Source organism: Pseudomonas sp. MWU318 (assembly GCF_016756945.1).
Lineage (GTDB): Bacteria > Pseudomonadota > Gammaproteobacteria > Pseudomonadales > Pseudomonadaceae > Aquipseudomonas > Aquipseudomonas putida_A.
On sequence record NZ_JAESJL010000007.1, the window covers coordinates 19,760 to 43,445 of the forward strand.

At 59.9% G+C, this 23,686-nt stretch carries 21 protein-coding genes; 9 read left to right on the plus strand and 12 right to left on the minus strand.

Going from position 1 to position 23,686, the window contains the following annotated elements; translation table 11 throughout:
- Positions 1 to 123 precede the first annotated feature (123 nt).
- The 6 genes from JN524_RS17175 to JN524_RS17200 form a co-directional block, all read right to left on the minus strand.
- On the minus strand, positions 124 to 1,410 hold the full coding sequence (locus JN524_RS17175; RefSeq protein ID WP_202370102.1) for a CynX/NimT family MFS transporter: 1,287 nt from the start codon (positions 1,408 to 1,410) through the stop codon (positions 124 to 126).
- On the minus strand, positions 1,400 to 2,059 hold the full coding sequence (locus JN524_RS17180) for a FadR/GntR family transcriptional regulator (RefSeq protein WP_202370103.1): 660 nt from the start codon (positions 2,057 to 2,059) through the stop codon (positions 1,400 to 1,402). Before JN524_RS17180 ends, JN524_RS17175 begins: the two co-directional genes overlap by 11 nt.
- A gap of 248 nt (positions 2,060 to 2,307) precedes the next feature.
- On the minus strand, positions 2,308 to 3,072 hold the full coding sequence (locus JN524_RS17185; RefSeq protein ID WP_003221897.1) for an amino acid ABC transporter ATP-binding protein: 765 nt from the start codon (positions 3,070 to 3,072) through the stop codon (positions 2,308 to 2,310).
- 13 nt (positions 3,073 to 3,085) lie between these two features.
- The gene (locus JN524_RS17190; protein ID WP_007965184.1) at positions 3,086 to 4,183 is read right to left on the minus strand and encodes an amino acid ABC transporter permease; all 1,098 of its coding nucleotides are present in this window, start codon (positions 4,181 to 4,183) and stop codon (positions 3,086 to 3,088) included.
- A 10-nt stretch (positions 4,184 to 4,193) separates the two neighbouring features.
- The gene (locus tag JN524_RS17195; protein WP_123587170.1) at positions 4,194 to 5,375 is read right to left on the minus strand and encodes an amino acid ABC transporter permease; all 1,182 of its coding nucleotides are present in this window, start codon (positions 5,373 to 5,375) and stop codon (positions 4,194 to 4,196) included.
- Positions 5,376 to 5,440: 65 nt separating this feature from the next.
- Complete coding sequence (locus JN524_RS17200; RefSeq protein ID WP_047292688.1) at positions 5,441 to 6,472, minus strand: amino acid ABC transporter substrate-binding protein; 1,032 nt, start codon at positions 6,470 to 6,472, stop codon at positions 5,441 to 5,443.
- Between the two features lie 468 nt (positions 6,473 to 6,940).
- Here JN524_RS17200 and JN524_RS17205 point away from each other — a divergent pair, with 468 nt between their 5' ends.
- From JN524_RS17205 to JN524_RS17225, 5 genes are all read left to right on the plus strand, one after another.
- Positions 6,941 to 7,597: an alpha/beta hydrolase gene (locus tag JN524_RS17205; protein ID WP_150370317.1), complete on the plus strand. Its 657-nt coding sequence runs from the start codon at positions 6,941 to 6,943 to the stop codon at positions 7,595 to 7,597.
- Between the two features lie 96 nt (positions 7,598 to 7,693).
- Positions 7,694 to 9,166 (plus strand): ATP-dependent RNA helicase RhlB, encoded by a 1,473-nt coding sequence (gene rhlB, locus JN524_RS17210; protein WP_202370104.1) that lies wholly within the window; start codon positions 7,694 to 7,696, stop codon positions 9,164 to 9,166.
- A gap of 137 nt (positions 9,167 to 9,303) precedes the next feature.
- Entirely contained in the window at positions 9,304 to 10,248 is a 945-nt protein-coding gene (locus tag JN524_RS17215) for an ornithine cyclodeaminase family protein (RefSeq protein ID WP_202370105.1), read from the plus strand.
- A gap of 137 nt (positions 10,249 to 10,385) precedes the next feature.
- Complete coding sequence (locus JN524_RS17220; protein ID WP_202370106.1) at positions 10,386 to 11,513, plus strand: NAD(P)/FAD-dependent oxidoreductase; 1,128 nt, start codon at positions 10,386 to 10,388, stop codon at positions 11,511 to 11,513.
- Positions 11,514 to 11,605: 92 nt separating this feature from the next.
- Entirely contained in the window at positions 11,606 to 12,232 is a 627-nt protein-coding gene (locus JN524_RS17225; protein ID WP_202370107.1) for a helix-turn-helix transcriptional regulator, read from the plus strand.
- Between the two features lie 124 nt (positions 12,233 to 12,356).
- On the opposite strand, the gene JN524_RS17230 is transcribed toward JN524_RS17225, so the two are convergent.
- The 6 genes from JN524_RS17230 to JN524_RS17255 all read right to left on the minus strand — a co-directional run bounded on the left by JN524_RS17230 (position 12,357) and on the right by JN524_RS17255 (position 17,594).
- Positions 12,357 to 13,133 carry an ABC transporter substrate-binding protein gene (locus tag JN524_RS17230; protein WP_108589921.1) on the minus strand — a complete coding sequence of 259 codons (777 nt, stop codon included), beginning with the start codon at positions 13,131 to 13,133 and terminating at the stop codon, positions 12,357 to 12,359.
- Positions 13,134 to 13,353: 220 nt separating this feature from the next.
- Positions 13,354 to 13,806: a molybdopterin synthase catalytic subunit MoaE gene (gene moaE / locus JN524_RS17235; protein ID WP_202370108.1), complete on the minus strand. Its 453-nt coding sequence runs from the start codon at positions 13,804 to 13,806 to the stop codon at positions 13,354 to 13,356.
- Between the two features lie 3 nt (positions 13,807 to 13,809).
- The gene (moaD, locus tag JN524_RS17240; protein ID WP_166496244.1) at positions 13,810 to 14,052 is read right to left on the minus strand and encodes a molybdopterin converting factor subunit 1; all 243 of its coding nucleotides are present in this window, start codon (positions 14,050 to 14,052) and stop codon (positions 13,810 to 13,812) included.
- Complete coding sequence (moaC, locus tag JN524_RS17245; protein ID WP_202370109.1) at positions 14,049 to 14,522, minus strand: cyclic pyranopterin monophosphate synthase MoaC; 474 nt, start codon at positions 14,520 to 14,522, stop codon at positions 14,049 to 14,051. Before moaC ends, moaD begins: the two co-directional genes overlap by 4 nt.
- Positions 14,523 to 14,785: 263 nt before the next feature.
- Positions 14,786 to 16,180 carry a PhoH family protein gene (locus JN524_RS17250; protein ID WP_095139594.1) on the minus strand — a complete coding sequence of 465 codons (1,395 nt, stop codon included), beginning with the start codon at positions 16,178 to 16,180 and terminating at the stop codon, positions 14,786 to 14,788.
- Positions 16,181 to 16,517: 337 nt separating this feature from the next.
- The gene (locus JN524_RS17255; protein WP_442964284.1) at positions 16,518 to 17,594 is read right to left on the minus strand and encodes a polysaccharide deacetylase family protein; all 1,077 of its coding nucleotides are present in this window, start codon (positions 17,592 to 17,594) and stop codon (positions 16,518 to 16,520) included.
- Positions 17,595 to 17,892: 298 nt separating this feature from the next.
- Between JN524_RS17255 and yaaA the strand changes: the two genes are divergently transcribed.
- The 4 genes from yaaA (at position 17,893) to JN524_RS17275 (ending at position 23,672) form a co-directional block, all read left to right on the plus strand.
- Positions 17,893 to 18,672 carry a peroxide stress protein YaaA gene (gene yaaA / locus JN524_RS17260; RefSeq protein WP_108181747.1) on the plus strand — a complete coding sequence of 260 codons (780 nt, stop codon included), beginning with the start codon at positions 17,893 to 17,895 and terminating at the stop codon, positions 18,670 to 18,672.
- Between the two features lie 811 nt (positions 18,673 to 19,483).
- Entirely contained in the window at positions 19,484 to 20,800 is a 1,317-nt protein-coding gene (locus JN524_RS17265; protein WP_007965217.1) for a nucleotide sugar dehydrogenase, read from the plus strand.
- Between the two features lie 185 nt (positions 20,801 to 20,985).
- Positions 20,986 to 22,467 carry a mannuronan synthase gene (alg8, locus tag JN524_RS17270; RefSeq protein WP_237403101.1) on the plus strand — a complete coding sequence of 494 codons (1,482 nt, stop codon included), beginning with the start codon at positions 20,986 to 20,988 and terminating at the stop codon, positions 22,465 to 22,467.
- Positions 22,468 to 22,502: 35 nt separating this feature from the next.
- A complete protein-coding gene (locus tag JN524_RS17275) occupies positions 22,503 to 23,672 on the plus strand; it encodes an alginate biosynthesis protein Alg44 (protein WP_027610927.1) in 1,170 nt (389 codons plus the stop codon).
- Positions 23,673 to 23,686 lie beyond the last annotated feature (14 nt).

Consider the following 23,686-nt stretch of genomic DNA (forward strand, 5'->3'; position numbering starts at 1 on the left):
CGCACAGCGAATACCCGGAGCACACAAATCCTGTAGGAGCTGCGGCACGCTGCGATCTTTTGATCTTCAAGACCGTCAAGATCAACATCAAAAGATCGCAGCGTGCCGCAGCTCCTACAGGTGTCAGATTTTTTCGCTTTGCACTTGCACGTACAGCGCACGCCCGGCACCCAGCCCGGCAATGATCGCACCAGTGCCAATGATGCCGAAGATCCAGCCCACGGCATTCCAGCCGCCGGTCCAGTCATGCACTACGCCGACCGCGAACGGTCCCATCGAAGCCAGCGTATAACCGAAGCCCTGGGACATGCTCGACAGGTTCGCCGCGACGTGCGAATCCCGTGAGCGCAGCACGATCAAGGTCAGCGCCAGGCTGAACGTACCGCCCTGCCCCAGGCCCAGCAGAATCGCCCAGCCCCAGAGCCCTTCAATCGGCGCATACAGGCAACCGAACAGACCACCGAGGGTCAGCGCCATCACCACCACGATCGCCAGGCGCTGGTCCTTGCCACGGGTCGCCAGCCACGGTGCAGCCAGCGAACTGGCGAGCTGGATGATCACCGAACCGGACAGCACCAGGCCGGCCTGGGTCGGAGTCAGGCCACGACCGATCAGGATCGACGGCAACCAGCCGAACACGATGTACGCCAGCGACGATTGCAGGCCCATGTACAAGGTCACTTGCCACGCCAGCGGATCGCGCAGCAGACCTTTCACCCGATAGGCGACGTTGTGCGCGCCGTGTTTCTGCCCGACCTGCGGCAGCCAGAACAACGCCGCCACCAGCGCCGGGATTACCCAGAAGCCCAGGCCCAGTGCCCAGCTGTGGTCGAAGTGTTCGCTCAACGGCACGGTGGAACCCGCGGCCATTGCCGCGCCCAGGCACAGGGCCATGGTGTACACGCCGGTCATGGTTCCGGCGTGTCTGGCGAAGTCGCGTTTGACGATGCCCGGCAGCAGCACGCCGATAATGCCGATGCTCGCACCGCCAAGCACGCTACCTGCAAACAGCCCGATCTCACCGAAGTTGCTGCGCACAATGATCCCGGCGGCCAGGGTCAGCAGAATCCCCAGCACCACCCGCTCAGCGCCGAAACGCCGCGCCAGAATCGGCGCCAGCGGCGCGAACAAGCCCAGGCACAACACCGGCAACGTGGTCAGCAAACCGGCCTGCGCCGCAGACAGGCCAAGGCTTTTCGACACTTCGCTGAGCAGCGGCGCCATGCTCGACAGCGCCGGGCGCAGGTTCAGCGCCACCAGAATCAGCCCCAGCAGCAACAGCCACGGGCGGCGTACCAGCGGATGGCTTTGCTGCACTTGTTCGTCGTCGGCCTCGGCGTCGATCAGCAGCTCTTCGAGTTCTGCCGTGCGCTTGGGGGTTGAGAGGTTGTTCTCGCTTTCAAGGTTCATTGATCAACTGCCTCGATATGGCTTTGGCCCGTTCCGGGTCGCGTTGTTCGACGGCATCGAGCAACTCGATGTGCAGGTCGAACACTTCCTGACGGCGCGGGACGATGTTCAGCGTCTGGCGCAATTGCGCGCCGACGATGCTGGAGAAATAGCGATACAACTCGCTGAGGGTGGGGTTGTGCGCGGCGTCCACCAGACGGCGGTGGAACACCAGATCGCAGGCAATGTAAGTGTCGAGATCGCCGTGGTAGTGGCTGCCGCTGGTGCCGAGCGCTTCGCGCAGCGCCACCAGATCTTCATCGGTGCGGCGCAACGCGGCCAGGCCAATCGCCTCGACTTCAAGGATGTGCCGGGTTTCGCGCGCCTGCTCCAGCGAGCAACGGGACAACGCCTTGAGCGTGTCCATCGGATCGACCACTGCGCGCAAATAACTGCCGTCGCCCTGACGGATTTCGATCAACCCGGAAAACGCCAGCACGCGCATGGCTTCGCGCACGGTGTTGCGGCTGATGCCCAGATCGGCGCACAGCTCAGGCTCGGTCGGCAGCCGTTCGCCGACCTGCCACACGCCATCGGTGATGCGCTGGCGCAGTTGATCCAAGGCCTGATCGACCAGGGACCGCTTGATCAAAGGTGAGATGTCTGTCATGAAATTCGCCCTTTCATCCAATCATAGGATGAATTTCCTGACATCTTAGTCAGCTGGCCCGGTTCATACAACCCCGTGTAGGACCTGCCGCAGGCTCGGGCCGCGATCGGACGATCTTTTGATCTTGTGTTTAACGATCAACGTCAAAAGATCGCAGCCTGCGGCAGCTCCTACAGGGGAAAAATGAAAATCGCGGGCAAAAGAAAACCCGGCACAGGGCCGGGTTTGTCTGGTGCATCAACCTGAAATCAATGCAGGATCTGGCTCAGGAACAGCTTGGTACGGTCATTCTGCGGGTTGTCGAAGAAGTCGTTCGGCGCAGCCTGTTCGACGATTTCGCCTTTGTCCATGAAGATCACACGGTTGGCCACGGTGCGGGCGAAGCCCATTTCGTGGGTCACGCAGAGCATGGTCATGCCGTCCTCGGCGAGACCGATCATGGTGTCCAGCACCTCTTTGACCATCTCCGGGTCGAGGGCTGAGGTCGGTTCGTCGAACAGCATGATTTTCGGTTTCATGCACAGCGCACGGGCAATCGCCACACGCTGTTGCTGACCGCCGGACAGTTGCCCCGGGAATTTATGCGCCTGCTCCGGAATGCGTACGCGCTCCAGATAATGCATGGCGATTTCCTCGGCCTTGCGCTTGGGCATCTTGCGCACCCACATCGGCGCCAGCGTGCAGTTCTGCAGGATGGTCAGGTGCGGGAACAGGTTGAAGTGCTGGAACACCATGCCGACTTCGCGGCGGATCGCTTCGATCTGCTTGAGGTCGTTGGTCAGTTCCACGCCGTCGACGACGATGCGGCCCTGCTGGTGCTCTTCCAGACGGTTGAGGCAGCGGATGGTGGTCGATTTGCCGGAACCCGACGGGCCGCACAGGACGATGCGCTCGCCCTGTTTGACGTTGAGGTTGATGTCTTTCAGCACGTGGAACTGGCCGTACCACTTGTTGACGCCCTGCATCTGGATAATGCCTTCAGGGCCCACAGGCTTTTTGATTGCTTCGCTCATTTACAGAGAACTCCTAACGCTTGTGGCCAGTGTCGAGCTTGCGTTCCAGATGCATGGAATAGCGCGACATACCAAAACAGAAAATCCAGAACACCAGGGCGGCGAACACGTAGCCTTCGGTGGCCATGCCCAGCCATTTCGGGTCGGCAGCGGCTTGCTTGACGCTGTTGAGCAGGTCGAACAGGCCGATGATGATCACCAGGCTGGTGTCCTTGAACAGCGCAATGAAGGTGTTGACGATGCCCGGAATCACCAGCTTCAGGGCTTGCGGCAGAATCACCAGGCCCATGGCGCGCCAGTAACCGAGGCCCATCGCCGCTGCCGCTTCGTACTGACCTTTGGGGATCGCTTGCAGACCGCCGCGCACCACTTCGGCAACGTAGGCCGACTGGAACAGGATCACCCCGATCAACGCCCGCAGCAGCTTGTCGAAGTTCATGCCTTCGGGCAGGAACAGCGGCAACATCACCGAGGACATGAACAGCACGGTGATCAGCGGCACGCCGCGCCAGAACTCGATGAAGGTCACGCAGACCACACGAATCGCCGGCATGTTCGAGCGCCGGCCCAGCGCCAGAATGATCCCCAGCGGCAAGGCGCCGGCGATACCCACAGTGGCGATGACCAGGGTCAGCATCAGACCGCCCCACTGGCTGGTCGCCACGGCGTCGAGGCCGAACACGCCACCGTGCAGCAGGCACCAGGCGACAATCGGGTAGATCACCAGGAAGCTCAGACCGTACACCGCTTTACGCGGGAAGCGCGAGATGAACAGCGGCGCCACACCGATCACCGCCAGCCACACGGTCAGGTCGACGCGCCAGCGCAGGCCGGTCGGGTAGTAGCCGTACATGAACTGGCCGAAACGCTGCTGAATGAACACCCAGCAGGCGCCGTCCTTGGTGCAGTCGGCGCGGGTGGTGCCGACCCAGTTGGCATCGAGAATCGCCCAACTGAGGATCGGTGGTACCACCAGATAGATCAGGTAAAACGCAAACAGGGTCAGCAGGGTGTTGAGCCAGCTGGAAAACATGTTCGCGCGTATCCATGCCATCGGGCCGAAGACCTTGGCCGGCGGTGGCATGTCGGGTTTGAAAGTATGGGTTGTCATGCGCGTTTCCTCACCGCTCGATCAGCGCAATGCGCTTGTTGTACCAGTTCATCAGCAGGGAAATGCTGATGCTGATCGCCAGGTACACGCTCATGGTGATGGCAATGACTTCGATCGCCTGACCGGTCTGGTTGAGCACGGTGCCGGCGAACAGCGAAACCATTTCCGGATAACCGATACCGGCGGCCAGCGACGAGTTCTTCGCCAGGTTCAGGTATTGGCTGGTCAGCGGCGGAATGATCACTCGCAAGGCTTGCGGAATGATCACCTTGCGCAGGGTCGGGCCGTTGCGCAGGCCGAGCGAACGCGCCGCTTCGGTCTGGCCATGGCTGACCGACTTGATCCCCGAACGGACGATTTCCGCGATGAACGCAGCGGTGTACACGGTCAGCGCCAGGGTCAACGCGAGCAGTTCCGGGATCAGCACCCAGCCGCCGACGAAGTTGAAACCCTTGAGTTGCGGCATTTCCCAGTGCAGGGGGGCACCGAAGATCAGCGCGCACAAGGTCGGGATCACCAGCAGGATCGCCAGACCGGTCCAGAACTTGTGAAACGGTACGCCGGTGTCTTCGAAACGCTTGTTGGCCCAGCGGCACATCAGCACGATGGCGACGATGGCCAGCACCACGCTGATGAAGAACGCCCAGAAGCCGTCAGCCATTTGCGCGGCCGGCATGTTCAGGCCACGGCTGCTGACGAAGAAGGTGTCGCCGAAGTTGTGGCTGTTGCGCGGTCCCGGCATGGTCAGGAATACCGCGAAGTACCAGAACAGAATCTGCAGCAGCGGCGGAATGTTGCGGAACACTTCCACATACACGGTCGCCAGTTTGCTGATGATCCAGTTCGGCGACAGCCGCGCCACACCGATGATGAAGCCCAGCAGAGTCGCCAGGATCACGCCGATGAAGGTCACCAACAGGGTGTTGAGCAGGCCGATCACGAACACCCGAGCGTAGCTGTCCGCTTCGGTGTAAGAGATCAGGTGTTGAGCGATGCCGAACCCGGCACTGCGCTCCAGAAAGTCGAAACCGGAGGTGATGCCCCGGTGCTGCAGGTTGGTCTGGGTGTTGTCGAACAGATACCAGCCCATGGCGACCACCGCCACGACGGTGATGATCTGAAACAGCCACGCACGCACTCGCGGATCGCTGAGGCTGAACCTCTGCTTTGGTGCGCCGATTGAATTTTGCATGAAGTGCCCCGGAAGAAATGGAACAGAACATCACCCGGCGGTTGGCCCGCCGGGTGATAGAACCATTAGCGCACTGGTGGTGCGTACTGAATGCCGCCGTTGGTCCACAGCGCGTTCAGGCCACGGTCGATTTCCAGCGGAGTGCTCTTGCCGAGGTTTTTCTCGAAGATTTCACCGTAGTTACCGACCTGCGAAACGATTTTCACAACCCAGTCCTTCGGCAGTTTCAGGTCCTTGCCGTATTCACCGTCAGCACCCAGCAGACGAGCGACGTCCGGGTTCTTGGTGGATTTGGCTTCTTCCAATACGTTTTTCGACGTCACGCCGGCTTCTTCAGCGTTCAGCAGCGCGTAGCCAACCCAGCGAACGATCGCCAGCCACTCGTCGTCGCCGTTACGCACGACCGGGCCAAGCGGTTCTTTGGAGATGGTTTCCGGCAGCACCACGTAGTCTTTTGGCGAAGCCAGTTTGCTGCGCTGTGCGTACAGCTGCGACTTGTCGGAGGTCAGCACGTCGCAACGACCGGATTCCAGCGACTTGGCGCTTTCATCGGAGGTGTCGAATGTGATCGGGGTGTACTTCAGGCCGTTGGCACGGAAGTAGTCGGACACGTTCAGTTCTGTGGTGGTACCGGCCTGGATGCAGATGGTTGCACCGTCCAGTTCCTTGGCACTTTTCACGCCCAGCTTGTTGTTGGCCAGGAAGCCCACGCCGTCGTAGTAAGTGATGAAGCCCGGGAATTTCAGGCCCATGCCGGCGTCACGCGAGCTGGTCATGGTGGTGTTGCGCGAGAGCAGGTCGATTTCGCCGGACTGCAGCGCGGTGAAGCGCTCCTTGGCGTTCAACTGGCTGAACTTGACCTTGTTGGCGTCGCCGAATACGGCAGCGGCCACAGCGCGGCAGACGTCAGCGTCGATCCCGAGGATCTTGCCCGAAGCGTCCGGCACCGAGAAACCCGGCAGACCGTCGCTCACGCCACACTGCACGAAACCTTTCTTCTGCACGGCATCCAGGGTTGCACCCGCCTGAGCGAACCCGCTGACGCCGAGTACTGCTGCAGCAGTCACGACCGCCAGAGTGGATTTCAACATCTTCATTCAAACCTCCAGTTTTGCTCTTGTTGTGTCGGAGCTTGAGTCCAGTCGCACCCTTTTGAGGCGTTGTTGACCCGTGTTGGCTTTTTTTGGGGTCAACCGACGTAAGACCTTCGCTATGAGTCTAGTAGGAGAAAATCCACATCATGGACAACTCACTTCTCACCAATCGGCCGAACGGGCTGTAGCCCTTTCACGTTCGCTTTGCCCGTAGCGGCCATTGGCGAACATCCATCACCGGATTCTTTGCAATCCCGTCGCAAGACGTACACTGATAGTGTTACCGCAAGGCGTAGGACGCTTCGTACAGAATCCTCCATAGCAAAGCCCGTACCACACCGCTTGCTGAAGCGATTGCGCGACAGGTCAATAGCAAAACTTGTAGCCTTGCGACATCTTCTTAACGGATCGACCGGACGCGCACCTCAATCACGCACTTATTGAGAGCGCCCGCACATTTTTGGAGCAGCCATGACCGAGCCCCTGATTCTTGAACCCGTAAAGCCCGCAGACGCCTGCGTTATATGGCTGCACGGCCTCGGCGCTGACCGCTATGACTTCCTGCCGGTCGCCGAAGCGCTGCAGGAAAGCCTGCTGACGACCCGCTTCGTCTTGCCGCAAGCGCCGACCCTGCCCGTCACCATCAATGGCGGTTACGCGATGCCGAGTTGGTACGACATAAAGGCCATGAGTCCGGCACGGTCGATTGATCGTGAGCAGTTGGAAGCGTCGGCGGATCGCATCATTGAATTGATCGAAAAGGAGCGCGCCAGCGGAATAGACGCTTCGCGGATTTTTCTCGCCGGGTTTTCCCAGGGGGGCGCCGTCGTTCTGCACACCGCTTATATAAAGTGGCAAGGTCCGTTGGGTGGCGTACTTGCCCTCTCCACCTATGCCCCGACCTTCACCGACGAGATGGAGCTTTCAGCCAGTCAGCAACGCATTCCCGCCCTTTGCTTGCACGGCCAACGCGATGGCGTGGTACTCAACGCCATGGGCCGCAGTGCTTACGAGCATTTAAACAAGCATGGTGTCACCGTGACATGGCAGGAATACCCAATGGAGCACGAAGTGTTACCCGAAGAAATTCGCGACATTGGCGTCTGGCTGAGCGAACGCCTGCGTTGATTCGGCCGCTTGGCGGACCGCTTTGATCATCCCACTACGCCGCGCCCGTTTCTTGCATTACACTGGCCGGCGTACATTCCTTAACCAATTGATGAGATGACCGTGCTCGAAGCACTCAAGAAAATGTTCGGTAAAAGCGAGGCTGAGCAGCTCGCGCCAGTCCCCATTGCGCCGTCGCACGCCCCCGGCCCTCGCAGCGATGCGCCCAAGGCTGAACGTCCGGCTCCGGTAGCGACACCCCAGCCCGAGCCGCAACCTGCCGTCGCTACCGAACCGGTCCGCGCCGAAGCGCCGAAACCACCCCGGCCGCGCCGCGAACCGAAGCCCAAGGCACCGGTCATTCCCTGGAAACTCGAAGACTTCGTCGTCGAACCCCAGGAAGGCAAAACCCGCTTCCACGATTTCAAACTCGCTCCGGAACTGATGCACGCCATCCAGGATCTGGGCTTTCCATACTGCACGCCGATCCAGGCGCAGGTGCTGGGCTTCACCCTCGCCGGCAAAGACGCCATCGGCCGCGCGCAGACCGGCACCGGCAAGACCGCCGCGTTCCTGATCTCGATCATCACTCAGTTGCTGCAGACGCCGCCGCCGAAAGAACGCTACATGGGCGAACCCCGTGCACTGATCATCGCGCCGACCCGTGAGCTGGTGGTGCAGATCGCCAAGGATGCTGCCGACCTGACCAAGTACACCGGCCTCAACGTCATGACGTTCGTTGGCGGCATGGACTTCGACAAGCAACTCAAGCACCTCGAGGCGCGCCACTGCGACATCCTCGTCGCCACCCCGGGCCGCCTGCTCGACTTCAACCAGCGCGGCGACGTGCACCTGGACATGGTTGAAGTGATGGTGCTGGACGAAGCCGACCGCATGCTCGACATGGGTTTCATCCCGCAAGTGCGGCAGATCATTCGTCAGACTCCGCCGAAGTCCGAGCGTCAGACCCTGCTGTTCTCCGCGACTTTCACCGAAGACGTGATGAACCTGGCCAAGCAATGGACCACCGATCCGGCAATCGTCGAAATCGAAATCACCAACGTGGCCAACGAAAACGTCGAGCAGCACATCTATGCGGTGGCCGCGGCTGACAAATACAAACTGCTCTACAACCTGGTCAATGACAACGGCTGGGAACGCGTGATCGTCTTCGCCAACCGCAAGGACGAAGTGCGCCGCATCGAAGAGCGCCTGGTGCGTGACGGCATCAACGCCGCGCAACTGTCCGGCGACGTGCCGCAGCACAAGCGCATCAAGACCCTCGAAGGCTTCCGTGAAGGCAAGATCCGCGTGCTGGTGGCCACCGATGTCGCCGGTCGCGGCATCCACATCGACGGCATCAGCCACGTGATCAACTTCACCCTGCCGGAAGTACCGGACGACTACGTACACCGCATCGGCCGTACCGGTCGGGCCGGCGCCGACGGCGTGTCGATCAGCTTCGCCGGTGAGGACGACTCCTACCAGTTGCCGTCGATCGAAGAGAAACTGGGTCGCAAGATCAGTTGCGAAACACCGCCGACGCACCTGTTGCGCGCGGTGGAACGCAAGCGCCCACAGCCGCAATAAACGACCCGTAACGCAAAAAGCGCAGCCGGCAACGGACTGCGCTTTTTTTTGCCCGGCGTTTTCAACAGGTGCTTGCGATAGACAACTAAAAGTCCATAATAGACAAATTAGTTTAGATCTAGCCGCCGGAGCCTGACATGTCCAATACGCCTTTCGTAATCGATCAACATCAGGCCCGCGAGCTGCTGGCGCGCATCGACGTGCCGCAGATCCTGCGCAAACTGTTCCGCGACCTCGCCGCTGGCCACGCCGTGCAACCGGCGCAGCAACTGGTGGAGTTTCCGCAGGGCGCCGGCGACTTCATCAATTATCTGGGGGTGCTGGCCGAGGATGGCGTGTACGGGGTCAAGACCTCGCCGTACATCGTCCGCGAGCAAGCGCCACTGGTCACGGCGTGGACCCTATTGATGTCGATGAAAACCGGCCAACCGCTGTTGCTTTGCGATGCCGGCGAGCTGACCAGCGCACGCACTGCAGCGACCACCGCCGTTGCTGTCGATGCCCTCGCCCCGCTGAATGCCCAACGGCTGGCGATCATCGGCAGCGGCAAGGTTGCTCAGGCGCATCTGCATTACGTGAAAGGTCTGCGTGACTGGCAGAGCATCAGCGTGTATTCGCCGAGCCTGTCTGAAGACGCTGAAACCCGGGCGCTGCTGAAAGAGATCTACCCGGGGGTGAAGATTGCCGACAGCCGCGATGTCGCCTTCACGGACGCGGACGTGATCATGCTCTGCACCTCGTCCGCCGGCCCAGTGATCGACCCGGCCAACTTGAGCAAACCGGCGCTGATCACCTCAATCAGCACCAACGCGCCACGCGCCCATGAAGTGCCGCCGGGGAGCTTGGGCGACATGCAGGTGTACTGTGATTATCGGCTGACCACACCGGGTTCGGCGGGTGAGATGTTGATCGCGACCGAGCAGCATGGCTGGAGCAAGGATTTGATTGTCGGTGACCTTGCTGACCTGCTCAGCGAGAAAGTGCCGCGCCCCGGTTACGACCGTCACGTATTTTTCCGTTCAATTGGCCTGGGCCTGGAAGACATTGCGCTGGCCAATGCGGTTTATCACCTCAAGCGCTGACACCTCGATCCCCTGTAGGAGCTGACGAGTGAAACGAGGCTGCGATCTTTTGATTTTCAAAAGACAAGATCAAAAGATCGCAGCCTCGTTTCACTCGTCAGCTCCTACAGAGAACCTTAATGACTCAGGAGACTTTCATGAGCCAGGCAGATTTCATCATCATCGGCGGCGGGATTGCCGGCGCTTCCACCGGTTTCTGGCTGTCGCCCCACGCCAAAGTGATCGTGCTCGAACGTGAATCGCACCCGGCCTATCACTCCACCGGGCGTTCTGCCGCGCTGTACACCGCCGCCTACGGTACGCCGCAGGTGCGGGCGCTGACGCTGGCCAGCCGTGAGTTTTTCGACCATCCGCCGAGCGGCTTTTGCGAGCACCCATTGCTGACACCGCGCGGCGAAATGACTGTGGACTTCAGCGGTGACGCCGCCGAACTGAATAACCAGTACCTCAGCGCCAAAGCCACGGTGCCAGAAATGCAGCTGCTCAGCGCCGACGAAGCCTGCGCCCGTCTGCCGATCCTGCGTCGGGAAAAAGTCCACGGCGCGATCTACGATCCGACCGCCAGTGACATCGACACCGACGCCCTGCATCAGGGCTACCTGCGCGGTATCCGCCGCAACAACGGCGAGGTGCGCACCGATTGCGAGGTGCTGGGCCTGACGCGCGACGCCGCTGGCCTCTGGCAGGTGCAAACCAACGGCCAGACCTTCAGCGCGCCGGTCATCATCAACGCCGCCGGCGCTTGGGCTGACCAGATCGGCGCGCTGGCTGGCGCCCAGGCGCTGGGCCTGCAACCGAAACGCCGTGCGGCGTTCATTTTCGCCGGCCCCGAGGGCGTGGACATTCATCACTGGCCGATGCTGGTCAGCCTCGACGAATCGTTCTACATGAAGCCCGACGCCGGGATGTTCCTCGGCTCGCCGGCCAACGCCGACCCGGTCGAACCGCATGACGTGCAGCCGGAAGAACTGGACATTGCCATGGGCATTTACCAGATCGAAGAGGCCACGACCCTGACCATCCGCCGCCCGACCCGCACCTGGGCCGGACTGCGCAGCTTCGTCGCCGACGGTGATCTGCTCAGCGGTTTCGATCCGCAGGTGCCGGGGCTGTTCTGGGTCGCAGCGCAGGGCGGTTACGGTATTCAGACTTCACCGGCCATGGGCCAGGCCAGCGCGGCATTGGTGCGTGGTCAGCCGTTGCCTGAGTCGTTACAGCAGTTCGGCCTGAGCAGCGCCATGCTCTCCCCCTCGCGCCTGCGCTGATGGCCCCTGCGGATGACGCGCCCAACGGATTGCGGCACACTCGCAGCGCCCCCGTGCACGGGGGCGCTGACGCCGCCTGGAGCTCCACAATCATGACCGCCCCCGAATTCGATCCGGCCCTGGATAACTTCCGTGCCATCGCCGACGCCATCGCCACGCTGTTCTTTCCCCACGCCGAAGTGGTGCTGCACGACCTGCGCACACAGAAGGTCGACTACATCGCCAACAACCTGTCCAAGCGCGAGATCGGCGACGATTCATCGCTTGAAGACATGCTCAGCGAGGAGATCAGTGAGCGCAACATCGGCCCGTACGAAAAGCTCAATTGGGACGGCCAGAAGATCCGCAGCCTGAGCACCGTACTGCGCGACGGTGAAGACCGGCCGCTGGCGGTGCTGTGCATCAATCTGAATATCTCGTTGTTCGAGAATGCCAAGGCCGCGCTGGATCTGTTCCTGTCGCCGAGCAAACTGATCCCGCAGCCGGATTCACTGTTTCGCGATGACTGGCAGGAACGCATCAACACCTTCCTCCACGCCTGGCTGCGCGAGCGGCAGCTGAGCCTGAATCTGCTGACCCGCGATCACAAGCGCGAACTGGTTCTGGCCCTGCACGCCGAGGGCGCGTTCAAGGGCAAGAGTGCCTCGAACTATGTGGCCAATGTGCTGAATATGGGGCGGGCGACGGTGTACAAGCATTTGAAGGAATTGAAGGGCTGAAGACCTGCCTTGGCATTTCCGGCCCCATCGCTGGCAAGCCAGCTCCCACAGTTTTTTTGGTGTACACAAAATCTGTGCACGACTCGGTCACTGTGGGAGCTGGCTTGTCAGCGGTAGCGGACTGTCAGTCGCCGTAAATGTCAGACTTGAAGTACTTCTCGGAAATCTTCTGATATTCGCCACTCGCACGAATCCCGTCGATGGCCGTGTTCAACTCGCTGACCAGTTCGGTATTGCCCTTGCGCACCGCAATCCCCGCGCCCTCGCCCACGTACTTCGGATCCTTCAGCTCCGGCCCGACAAACGCATAGCCCTTGCCGCGCGGCATCGACAGGAAGTCGGTCAGCGGAATGGTGTCGGCGAAAATCGCATCGAGCCGCCCGGCCGCCAGGTCCATGTAGATTTCTTCATTATTGCCGTAGCGCTTGACGTTGATACCCTTCGGTTCGAACACCTCGGTGGCATAACGGTCGGTGGTGGTGGCGCGCTGCACGCCGACGGTCTTGCCCTTGAGGCTGGCGTACTGGTCATCGACCGTGGCGCCTTCCTTCATCACCAGTCGCGACGAAGTGAAGTAGTACTTGTGGGTGAAATCCACCGACTTCTTGCGGTCCTCGTTGATGGTCATCGACGACAAAGCCATGTCGATTTTCTTCACTTTCAACGAAGGAATCAGGCCATCGAACTCACCCTCGACCCACACGCACTTGACCTTCATCTGCGCGCACAGGGCGTTGCCGATGTCGTAGTCGAAACCGACGATTTCGCCCTTGTCGGTTTTCGAAGCGAACGGTGGATAAGCGGCCTCGATGCCGATGCGCAGGGTTTTCTCGGCGGCAAACGAGCTGGTGCACGCCAACAGGCTCAGGGCCAGACCGGTGATCAGGGGGAGTTTCTTCATGTTCGTTCTCTCGCGGGTTGTTGTTGGTTTGGCAAGACAGAAGAAAAGAGCTGGAACGGGGTTTTTTGTACTTATAAATCCATACTGGACTTTTATGTTTAACCCGTCAATCGGTGGGAAAAGCAAAAAGATCGCAGCCTTCGGCAGCTCCTACAGGGGGTACGCCGACCCAATGCAGGAGCTGCCGAAGGCTGCGATCTTTTTGCTGACAAAGCAGAGATTACTTCTTCCAGCGATCCGCAGCGGCATGATCACTGTCACGCCCTTCGACCCAACGCGGGCCGTCGCTGGTGTTCTCTTTCTTCCAGAACGGCGCGCGGGTTTTCAGGTAGTCCATGACGAAAGCGCAGGCGTCGAACGCCGCCTGGCGATGGGCGCTGGCGGCGCCGACAAACACGATCGGCTCGCCCGGCTCCAGCGCGCCGATGCGGTGCAGCACTTCCAGCTTCAGCAGCGGCCAGCGCTGCTCGGCCTCGACGGCGATCTTGGCCAACGCCTTTTCGGTCATGCCCGGATAATGTTCGAGGAACATCCCGGCCACATCCAGCCCGTCGTTGAAGTCGCGCACATAACCGACAAAACTCACCACCGCGCCGACACCGACATTCGCCGCGTGCATCGCGTTGACTTCAGCGCCGGGATCGAACGCCGTGGACTGCACCCGAATCGCCATGCCTCAGCCTCCGGTCACAGTGGGGAAAAACGCCACTTCGTCGCCATCGCTCACCGGCTCGTCGAGCTGGCACAGGTCTTCGTTGCGCGCGCACATCAGGTTCTGTTCGCTCAGCACTTCGGCGCCATCACGTTGGGCGAGCAGCGCACGCACAGCGTCGACCGTGGCGAAATCGCCTTCGACCTCGACCGAGTCCACGCCCAGCGCTTCACGATAACGGGCAAAGAATTTAACCGTCAGCTTCATGGCTGCTCCGCCTGAAAATGCCCGCTCTTGCCGCCGATCTTCTCCAGCAGACGCACGCTTTCGATGACCATGCCGCGATCCACGGCTTTGCACATGTCATAGATGGTCAGCGCAGCAACGCTGGCAGCGGTCAGAGCTTCCATCTCCACGCCAGTCTGCCCCGACAGCTTGCAGCGCGCGACGATGCGCACACTGTCGTCACCCTCAGCGCTGAGTTCGACCTTGACCCCGGTGAGCATCAGCGGATGGCACAGCGGGATCAGATCACTGGTTTTCTTCGCCGCCTGAATGCCGGCAATGCGCGCCACGGCAAACACGTCGCCCTTGGGATGGCCGCCGCTGACGATCATCTGCAGGGTTTCGGGGAGCATGCGCACCAGCGCTTGGGCCGTCGCCTCACGGAACGTCACGGCTTTTTCGGTGACGTCGACCATGTTGGCGCGACCTTGGGAATCGAGATGAGTCAGCACGGGATTACTCCTGATCAGGAGCGTGGATTGTAAACCTGTGGGTCAAATTTCCGCACGTACGAATATGGCGTTCTTCGTGTAGGAGCTGCCGCAGGCTGCGATCTTTTGACTTTGATTGTTAAAAACAGGATCAAAAGATCGCAGCCTTCGGCAGCTCCTACAGTGGATCAGTGGTGTTCATCAGGCTGGCATCAATCAAGGGATTTGTAGTTCAGGCATAAAAAACCGGGCGGCTTTTGGGCCGCCCGGTTTTGTTGGAAGGGTTACAAATGCGATTCGGCGTATTCGGCCAGAATCGAACGTGGCACCCCTTGCAGGGTGATGTGCACCCCGTTGGGGAAATCCTTGAAACGTTCGGTCAGGTAGGTCAGCCCGGAGCTGGTCGCGGACAGGTAAGGGGTATCGATCTGTGCCAGGTTGCCCAGGCACACCACTTTGGAACCGGCGCCGGCCCGGGTGATGATGGTTTTCATCTGGTGCGGCGTGAGGTTCTGGCATTCGTCGATCAGGATCAGGCTCTGCTGGAAGCTGCGACCACGAATGTAGTTGAGCGATTTGAACTGCAACGGCACTTTGCTGAGGATGTAATCGACGCTGCCATGGGTGTTTTCGTCATCCATGTGCAAGGCTTCGAGGTTGTCGGTGATGGCGCCCAGCCAAGGCTCCATTTTTTCCGCTTCGGTGCCGGGCAGGAAGCCGATTTCCTGGTCCAGGCCCTGCACGCTGCGGGTCGCGATAATGCGGCGATAGCGTTTGCTGACCATGGTCTGCTCGATCGCCGCAGCCAGCGCCAGAATGGTTTTACCGGAACCCGCTGCACCCGACAGGTTGACCAGGTGAATGTCCGGATCCAGCAACGCATACAGCGCCAGGCTCTGGTAGATGTCGCGCGGTTTGAGGCCCCAGGCTTCCTGGTGCAGCAGCGGTTCCTGATGCAGGTCGAGGATCAGCAGCTTGTCTTCCTGGATTTCCTTGATCCAGCCGACAAAGCCTTGTTCGTCAATGATGAACTCGTTGATGTGCACCGCCGGCAGGTTGTCGATCAACTGCACCTGATGCCAGGTGCGGCCGTGATCCTGACGGGTTTCGACCTTGCTCACGCGGTCCCAGAAGGAGCCGGTCATGTTGTGATAACCGTTGGGCAGCAGGGACACGTCATCGACCAACTGATCGGTGCTGTAGTCCTCGGCCGCGATCCCGCAGGCGCGCGCCTTGAGGCGCATGTTTATGTCTTTGGTGACCAGCACCACGGCCTTCTTCGGATCACGGGTGTGCAGGTCGATCAACTGGTTGATGATTTTGTTGTCGTTCAGATGCTCGGGCAGAATCAGGTTCGACTCGGCCTGTTTGCTCATCAGAATTGACAGCAAGCCCTTCGGCCCGCCCTTGCCGCGCTGAATCGGCACACCCAGCTCGACGTCCTCGGGGGAGGCATCGCCCAGGGTCTTGTCGATCAGCCGGATCGCCTGGCGGCATTCGGCAGCAACGCTGTGATGGCCGCTCTTGAGCTTGTCCAGCTCTTCGAGCACGGTCATCGGGATCGCGACGTGGTGTTCTTCGAAATTCAGCAGGGCATTTGGATCGTGAATCAATACGTTGGTATCGAGTACATAAAGGATTGGCTGGTTGGAAGAAGGGCTACGTCCGTGATCATCCATACTCGGTCACCTTTGTGGGAGCCATTCGACGCAATACCTGGGCGGTGCTGCGCCTCGAAGTGACTGCCGAATTCATCCACGAGGGCCTGGATGAACTGCACACAAAAGGAGTCTTGGAAGACGCCACCTGTGTTGCAGGTTTCGGCGGTCTGTCTTCGTAATACTCCAAAACCCATGACATAAAAAAGCACTTTGACGGTTTTTTTAAGTTTATTTTGCAGAGTGACGAAAAGCCCTTGGCGGACCGTCCAGACCCCGCTAAAGTCGGAAGTCCGCCTGCATCGAATTCTCTAGAAAAATCGCCCCAAGCCCAATGTTTGCGGGGTTTTTCCGTTTGTCAGCGAAACCCGTCCTGACAGTCTTCAAAGCCGATGCCACTTTGCGCAGTTTGCGTGATCAGCCACGGCAACGCGGTCTTCACCGCATCCTGTTTCATGTTGAAATTGATCACCCCGTGACGCCACAACAGCATCAGGGTCAGCACCCGCTGCGCACTCTGTGCGCCCTTGAGCTTGCCGGCGCCGTCCTGGGCATCGATGTCCCACAGCGCCACTTGCAGGCCCTGATTGCGCAAGAAGCTGCCGGCATCAGGGCGGCGCTGTCCCTCCGGCGGACGGAACAGCGGCACATAGTTCTCCGGCAACTTGTTCTTCACCAGATCGGCGCTGCGGCGCACCGAGTCCTGCCAGTCTTGCCAATAGCTGTGGGAACGGAACTCCCAACCCTGCACGCCCACACACTGTTTCGAGAACTCCGATTGCAGGTTGCTCACCGAGCGATCGGCCAGACGCGCCTGCACATCCTTGCCCAACAGGAAGAACGTGCCGCTGAGATTGGATTTGCGCAGGTAGTCGGCAATCCAGTCGGTGTTGTCCGGCTGCAGATTGGCGGCGCTGTCGAAGCTCAGCAGAAACAGCCGGTCGTGCATCTCTTCGCCGCTACGCTCGTAGTCGCCAAAACGATCGACTTCGCTGCTGGTTTGCGGCGACAGCGCGGCCTTGCGCATCAGCTCGTCCAGGTACTGCAGATGAAACAACCGGCTCGGCTCGGCCCACCTGGTGTAATAGCTGTCGTCGCTGACCACGAACTTGGCGGCCTGCTCGCGCAGGGTCGGCAGGTCTTCGACGAGGAAGCAGAACGAGGCGTCCTGATCGCAGCTCTGCTGGGCGAAGTTGTAGTTGGCCAACAGACGTTCCCAGAGCCGCTGCCGCAGGTGGCTGATCGCGTCGACGTTGACCGTGCGCAGCCCAAGGCGCTGGGCCAGCGCGGTCTCGTCCAGCGCCTCGGTGCCGAGCAGGCCCCGGGCGAACATGAGGATTTCCGCGCGCGAGGCGACGTCGAACAGCGTCGGGCTGCTCAGTTGCTCCGGCCAGGTGCTGCGATCCAGCGTCGCCACATCGCCCGGCGCCGCCATGGCCCCGAAGCTCAACAGCCACGCGGTGAATAAAAGAACAATGCGCAAAGGGGTGTCTCCATAACCAAACCCGCGCGGCACTATATCGCGGGTGATCGCAGGACAATCAAAAGAAAGATCAAAAGATCGCAGCCTTCGGCAGCTCCTACAAAGGCAGTCATCAGTCGACCGCAACCTGTAGGAGCTGCCGAAGGCTGTGATCCTGTTCCATGACACCATCGATCACCTATCACGCTCATAGCTGGAGTCAACAGGGACAACCCCCTAGAATCGCCCCACGATTAAAGGAGACGACTTCATGCTGATGGTGATTTCCCCCGCCAAGACCCTCGATTACGAAACACCGCCGGCGACCCAGCGCTTTACCCAGCCGCAATACCTCGATCATTCTCAGGAGCTGATCCAGCAGCTGCGCGAACTGAGCCCGGCACAGATCAGCGAACTGATGCACGTGTCCGACAAGATCGGCGGCCTGAATGCCGCGCGTTTCGGCAGCTGGACGCCCGCCTTCACCCCGGAAAACGCCAAGCAGGCACTGCTCGCGTTCAAGGGTGACGTGTACACCGGCCTCGACGCGCAATCGTTCAGTGAAGCTCAGTTCGACTATGCGCAAAAGCACTTGCGCATGCTCTCCGGTCTCTATGGCCTGCTGCGTCCGCTGGACCTGATGCAGCCGTATCGTCTGGAAATGGGCACCAAACTGGCCAACGCCCGTGGCAAGGACCTGTACGCGTTCTGGGGCACGCGCATCAGCGAATGGCTCAACGAAGCGCTGGCCGATCAGGGCGACGATGTGCTGCTGAACCTGGCCTCCAACGAGTACTTTTCGGCGGTCAAACGCAGCGCCCTGAACGCGCGGATCATCAACACCGACTTCAAGGACCTGAAGAACGGCCAGTACAAGATCATCAGCTTCTACGCGAAGAAGGCCCGCGGCCTGATGAGCCGTTTCGTGATTCAGGAAAAAATCAACGATCCTGCCCTGCTCAAGCAGTTCGATGTGCAGGGTTATCGCTACAGCGCCGAGCAATCGAAACCGGACAATCTGGTGTTTCTGCGCGACCACGCCCCGGAATAAAGCATGCCCATTGCACGACTCTTTCTATAAAGAGTCGTGCAGCTCGCACGACGTCAAAAATCCCTCGCAACATTTCGCCGTTTTATTGGCGCCATAAAATCGTCCTGCCCAATTCTAATTTTAGTTTCACTCGACAGCCGCACTTTTTTTCAGTAGTGGCACGTAAATTTTTTTACGGTAGTGGCACAAAACTATCTAGCTCGATTACGCACCGATTAACAAAGGCCCAAATCGAAAGTGCTATCAAATTGAGACCAGTGCCATCTTTGGCAATATTTCAAAAAATTTCAGATTTCGCGATGAGCGGGTAGGAACTATGTCCAAATGCATAGCTCATACCACCGGTAACGATTCTCGCCGAGTTTGTACGAGATAACTTACGCAGAGCGGAGAACCATGTAACCAAGTTGTCACAGCAACTTGCCTAGATGGTTCACTCATCTGATCAACTAACGATGGATAGGTGATACGCACCATAAACATCCTCTACAAGGCCAAGGCTGCGCCCCTGTAATTGTGCTCGCCTGAGCACCCAACCGCTTGATCTACGGGCCTTTCGTCCGACATCAAGTGGACTGAACACATGCACAAGAGTCTTCCAGCAAGAAGATCCGCTGCATAACAGGGCAAGTCATAACAACTAAGGCCTAGTTGCGCACATCTTGAGTGCACTTATTTAGACACTCGGAACTTAGTATGCCTGCACACGGCATTGTGGCGCCTGTATGCCGCACTTTCGAGTGCACTATGACCGCTGAACACCATTAACTCCGGCCATCTAATGGCTTGATAAAACACAGAGGTAATTGCGATGCGCATCAGCATATTTGGTTTGGGTTACGTTGGCGCAGTGTGTGCCGGTTGCCTGTCTGCACGGGGCCATGACGTGGTTGGCGTCGATGTTGCCAAAGACAAGATCGACATGATCAACGCCGGCAAGTCGCCGATTGTGGAACCGGGTCTGGGCGAACTTCTGGCTCAGGGTATCGAGACCGGCCGTCTGCGCGGTACGACCAACTTCGCCGAGGCGATTCGTGACACCGACCTGTCGATGATCTGCGTCGGTACGCCGAGTAAGAAGAACGGCGACCTGGAACTGAACTACATCGAGGCGGTGTGCCGCGAGATCGGTTTCGTACTGCGTGAAAAAACCACCCGCCACACCATCGTGGTACGCAGCACCGTGCTGCCGGGCACCGTCGCCAACGTGGTGATCCCGATCCTCGAAGACTGCTCGGGCAAGAAGGCCGGTGTCGATTTCGGCGTCGCGGTCAACCCGGAATTCCTGCGTGAATCCACCGCGATCAAGGACTACGACCTGCCACCGATGACCGTCATCGGCGAGTTCGACAAAGCCTCGGGCGACGTTCTGCAATCGCTGTACGAAGAACTCGACGCGCCGATCATCCGCAAGGACATCGCGGTCGCCGAGATGATCAAGTACACCTGCAACGTCTGGCACGCGACCAAAGTGACCTTCGCCAACGAGATCGGCAACATCGCCAAAGCGGTCGGCGTCGATGGTCGTGAAGTGATGGACGTGGTCTGCCAGGACAAGACCCTCAACCTGTCCCAGTACTACATGCGCCCGGGCTTCGCCTTCGGCGGTTCGTGCCTGCCCAAAGACGTGCGCGCCCTGACCTACCGTGCCGGTTCGCTGGACGTCGAAGCACCGTTGCTCAACTCGCTGATGCGCAGTAACGAATCGCAAGTGCAGAACGCCTTCGACATCGTTGAAAGCCACGACAAACGCAAAGTCGCCCTGCTCGGTCTGAGCTTCAAGGCCGGTACCGATGACCTGCGCGAAAGTCCGCTGGTGGAACTGGCCGAAATGCTGATCGGCAAGGGCTACGACCTGAGCATCTACGACAGCAACGTCGAGTACGCCCGTGTTCACGGCGCGAACAAGGACTACATCGAGTCGAAGATCCCGCACGTATCGTCCCTGCTCAACTCGGACTTCGATTCGGTGATCGACAACTCCGACGTGATCATCCTCGGCAACCGCGACGAGAAATTCCGCTCGCTGGCCCAGGAAGCACCGCAAGGCAAACAGGTCATCGACCTGGTCGGCTTCATGGCCAAAGCCACCAACCCAGGTACTCGCACCGAAGGTATCTGCTGGTAAACAGCCCTGTAGGAGCTGACGAGTGAAACGAGGCTGCGATCTTTACCCCGGCCACTTGAGTCTTGAGTGAACCCGCAAAGATCAAAAGATCGCAGCCTTCGGCAGCTCCTACATGTCCTTGCAAGTTTTTGTAAGCCTGCCTTAACCCCATCGGGCCCGGCCCGAGATAGAGACGGATGCAGATTATGCACAGGCTAAAGCACGGCCTACTTCAGGCCGCCGGTTGGCTGTTTTACCTCAGTTTGTTGATGGGCCTGGCTTTGATGCTGCCCACGTCCACGTTCGACTCCGAGTCGAAGGACTTTATTTTCCTGATTGGCGCCGTGGGTATCTGGCGCTACTCGATGGGTGCAACGCACTTTGTGCGCGGCATGATTTTTCTCTACATCGTTTACCCGCACCTGCGCCGCAAAGTGCGCAAGCTGGGCAAAGCGGCGGATCCGTCGCATGTGTTTCTGATGGTCACCAGTTTCCGTATCGACGCGCTGACCACCGCGCAGGTCTACAGCTCGGTGATCCGCGAAGCCATCGACTGCGAACTGCCGACCACCGTGGTCTGCTCGATCGTCGAAATGTCCGATGAGCTGCTGGTGAAAGCGCTGTGGGCGCGGATGAATCCGCCAGACCGCGTGAAGCTCGACTTCGTGCGCATTCCCGGCACCGGCAAGCGCGATGGCTTGGCCTACGGTTTCCGCGCGATCTCCCGTCACCTGCCGGACGACCGTGCCGTGGTGGCCGTGATCGACGGCGACACCGTGCTTGGCGAAGGCACCGTGCGCAAGACCGTGCCGTGGTTCCAGCTGTTCGGCAATGTCGGCGGCCTGACCACCAACGAGTTCTGCGAAGTGCGCGGCGGCTACATCATGAGCGAATGGCACAAGCTGCGTTTTGCCCAGCGTCACATCAACATGTGCTCGATGGCCCTGTCCAAGCGCGTGCTGACCATGACCGGGCGCATGTCGGTGTTCCGCGCCACCGTGGTGACCGATCCGGAATTCATCGCCGACGTCGAAAGCGACTCGCTGCAACACTGGCGCCTGGGCCGTTTCAAGTTTCTCACCGGCGACGACAAGTCGAGCTGGTTCAGCCTGATGCGCCTGGGTTACGACACCTTTTACGTGCCGGACGCCGCGATCAACACCGTTGAGCATCCGCCGGAAAAGAGCTTCATCAAGGCCAGCCGCAAACTGATGTTCCGCTGGTACGGCAACAACCTCCGCCAGAACTCGCGAGCGCTGGGCCTGGGTGTGAAACGCCTTGGCGCCTTCACCTCGGTGGTGCTGTTCGACCAGCGCGTATCGATGTGGACGTCGTTGCTGGGCCTGACCGTGGCGATCATCGCCAGCTTCAAGTACGGCGGCGCGTTCATCCTCGCCTACCTGCTGTGGATCGGCATCACCCGCCTGATTCTGACCCTGTTGCTGTCGTGCTCCGGTCACCGGATCGGCCCGGCTTACCCGGCGATTCTCTATTACAACCAGATCGTTGGTGCGCTGGTGAAGATCTACGTGTTCTTCCGCCTCGACCAGCAATCCTGGACGCGCCAACCCACTTCCCTGACCCGTGATCTCGCCAGCTTTCAACGTTGGTTCAACACCTGGTCGTCTCGGACCATGACCTTCTCCGCCGGCAGCATTTTCGTCGCCGTGCTGCTGATGATGGTCTGACCTGCCCCTATTGAATTAACAAGGAAATCGCCCCCATGAATACCGCCGTCAACGCCAACGTAGTGCATGAATCCGAAGCCCAGCGTCAGCACGCCCGAGTGAAAATCCCGGCCAAACTGCGTTTCTTCGGTCCGGACCGGACGCCGGTCGAAGCGCGGGTCCTCGACCTGTCCGCCGGTGGTCTGGCGTTCAACGCCGGGCAACTGCCGCTGACCATCGGCGAGGTGTACAAGGCACGCCTGCAATTCGTCATCGACAACCTCGGTCTGGCCATGGACGTCGAACTGCAAGTGCGCTCCTACGATCGCCAGAGCGGCCGCGCCGGTTGCCAGTTCCAGAACCTGGAACCGCAGGATATTTCCACCCTGCGCCACCTGATCACTTCGCACCTGGCCGGCGACATCGTCAGCATGGGTGAAGTGCTGGCGACCCTGCAGCGCGACAACTTCACCAAGGCGCGCAAGGTCAAGGACGGCGGCAGCGGCATGACCCCGTTCGGGCGTCTGAAAGCCGTGACTTTCAGCGCCGGCATTTTCGCCATCGGTCTGGTCGCTTTCGGTTTCGTCTTCAAGTCGGTGTACGGCATGTACTTCGTCAGCCACGCGCAAGCAGGTCTGGTCAGCGTGCCGGGAATGAACATCACCATGCCGCGTGACGGCACCGTGCAGAGCCTGGTCAAGTCCGACGGCGTGGCCGCCAAAGGCGCCCCGCTGGCGACCTTCAGCACCAGCATGCTCGACGTGCTCAAGGGCCATCTGGACGAAGACCAGTTGCAACCGGCCAAGGTTGAAGAACTGTTCGGCAAGCAGATGACCGGCACCCTGACCTCGCCTTGCGATTGCACCGTGGCCCAGCAACTGGTGGCTGACGGTCAGTACGCGAGCAAGGGCGACGTGATCTTCACTCTGGTACCGCGCAACACCCAGGCCACCGTCGATGCACGCTTCTCCTATCGCCAGTTCGGCGACGTGCGTCCGGGGACGCCAGTGAGCTTCCAGATTGCCGGCGAAGACCAGACCCGCACCGGCAAGATCGTCAGCAGCACCAGCCTGAAAAGCGCCGACCTGTCCTCCGACATCCGCGTGCAGATCCAGCCGGACGAACCGCTGGACAGCAGCTTCGCCGGCCGCCCGGTGGAAGTGAACAGCGACCGTGGCCCGAACCTGAACTGGCTGATCGACAAAGCCATGGCTGCCGGTCTTTAAGTCGAGGACATGCC

Coding starts and splice junctions, on each gene's coding strand:
- JN524_RS17220 (WP_202370106.1), top strand. CDS start 10,386: ATGAGCCAGGCAGATTTCATCATCATCGGCGGCGGGATTGCCGGCGCT.
- JN524_RS17250 (WP_095139594.1), bottom strand. CDS start 16,180: ATGGATGATCACGGACGTAGCCCTTCTTCCAACCAGCCAATCCTTTAT.
- JN524_RS17205 (WP_150370317.1), top strand. CDS start 6,941: ATGACCGAGCCCCTGATTCTTGAACCCGTAAAGCCCGCAGACGCCTGC.
- JN524_RS17255 (WP_442964284.1), bottom strand. CDS start 17,594: ATGGCGGCGCCGGGCGATGTGGCGACGCTGGATCGCAGCACCTGGCCG.
- JN524_RS17185 (WP_003221897.1), bottom strand. CDS start 3,072: ATGAGCGAAGCAATCAAAAAGCCTGTGGGCCCTGAAGGCATTATCCAG.
- JN524_RS17180 (WP_202370103.1), bottom strand. CDS start 2,059: ATGACAGACATCTCACCTTTGATCAAGCGGTCCCTGGTCGATCAGGCC.
- alg8 (WP_237403101.1), top strand. CDS start 20,986: ATGCACAGGCTAAAGCACGGCCTACTTCAGGCCGCCGGTTGGCTGTTT.
- JN524_RS17175 (WP_202370102.1), bottom strand. CDS start 1,410: ATGAACCTTGAAAGCGAGAACAACCTCTCAACCCCCAAGCGCACGGCA.
- JN524_RS17225 (WP_202370107.1), top strand. CDS start 11,606: ATGACCGCCCCCGAATTCGATCCGGCCCTGGATAACTTCCGTGCCATC.
- moaE (WP_202370108.1), bottom strand. CDS start 13,806: ATGGCGATTCGGGTGCAGTCCACGGCGTTCGATCCCGGCGCTGAAGTC.
- JN524_RS17265 (WP_007965217.1), top strand. CDS start 19,484: ATGCGCATCAGCATATTTGGTTTGGGTTACGTTGGCGCAGTGTGTGCC.
- rhlB (WP_202370104.1), top strand. CDS start 7,694: ATGACCGTGCTCGAAGCACTCAAGAAAATGTTCGGTAAAAGCGAGGCT.
- JN524_RS17195 (WP_123587170.1), bottom strand. CDS start 5,375: ATGCAAAATTCAATCGGCGCACCAAAGCAGAGGTTCAGCCTCAGCGAT.
- JN524_RS17190 (WP_007965184.1), bottom strand. CDS start 4,183: ATGACAACCCATACTTTCAAACCCGACATGCCACCGCCGGCCAAGGTC.
- JN524_RS17230 (WP_108589921.1), bottom strand. CDS start 13,133: ATGAAGAAACTCCCCCTGATCACCGGTCTGGCCCTGAGCCTGTTGGCG.
- JN524_RS17275 (WP_027610927.1), top strand. CDS start 22,503: ATGAATACCGCCGTCAACGCCAACGTAGTGCATGAATCCGAAGCCCAG.
- moaD (WP_166496244.1), bottom strand. CDS start 14,052: ATGAAGCTGACGGTTAAATTCTTTGCCCGTTATCGTGAAGCGCTGGGC.
- JN524_RS17215 (WP_202370105.1), top strand. CDS start 9,304: ATGTCCAATACGCCTTTCGTAATCGATCAACATCAGGCCCGCGAGCTG.
- JN524_RS17200 (WP_047292688.1), bottom strand. CDS start 6,472: ATGAAGATGTTGAAATCCACTCTGGCGGTCGTGACTGCTGCAGCAGTA.
- yaaA (WP_108181747.1), top strand. CDS start 17,893: ATGCTGATGGTGATTTCCCCCGCCAAGACCCTCGATTACGAAACACCG.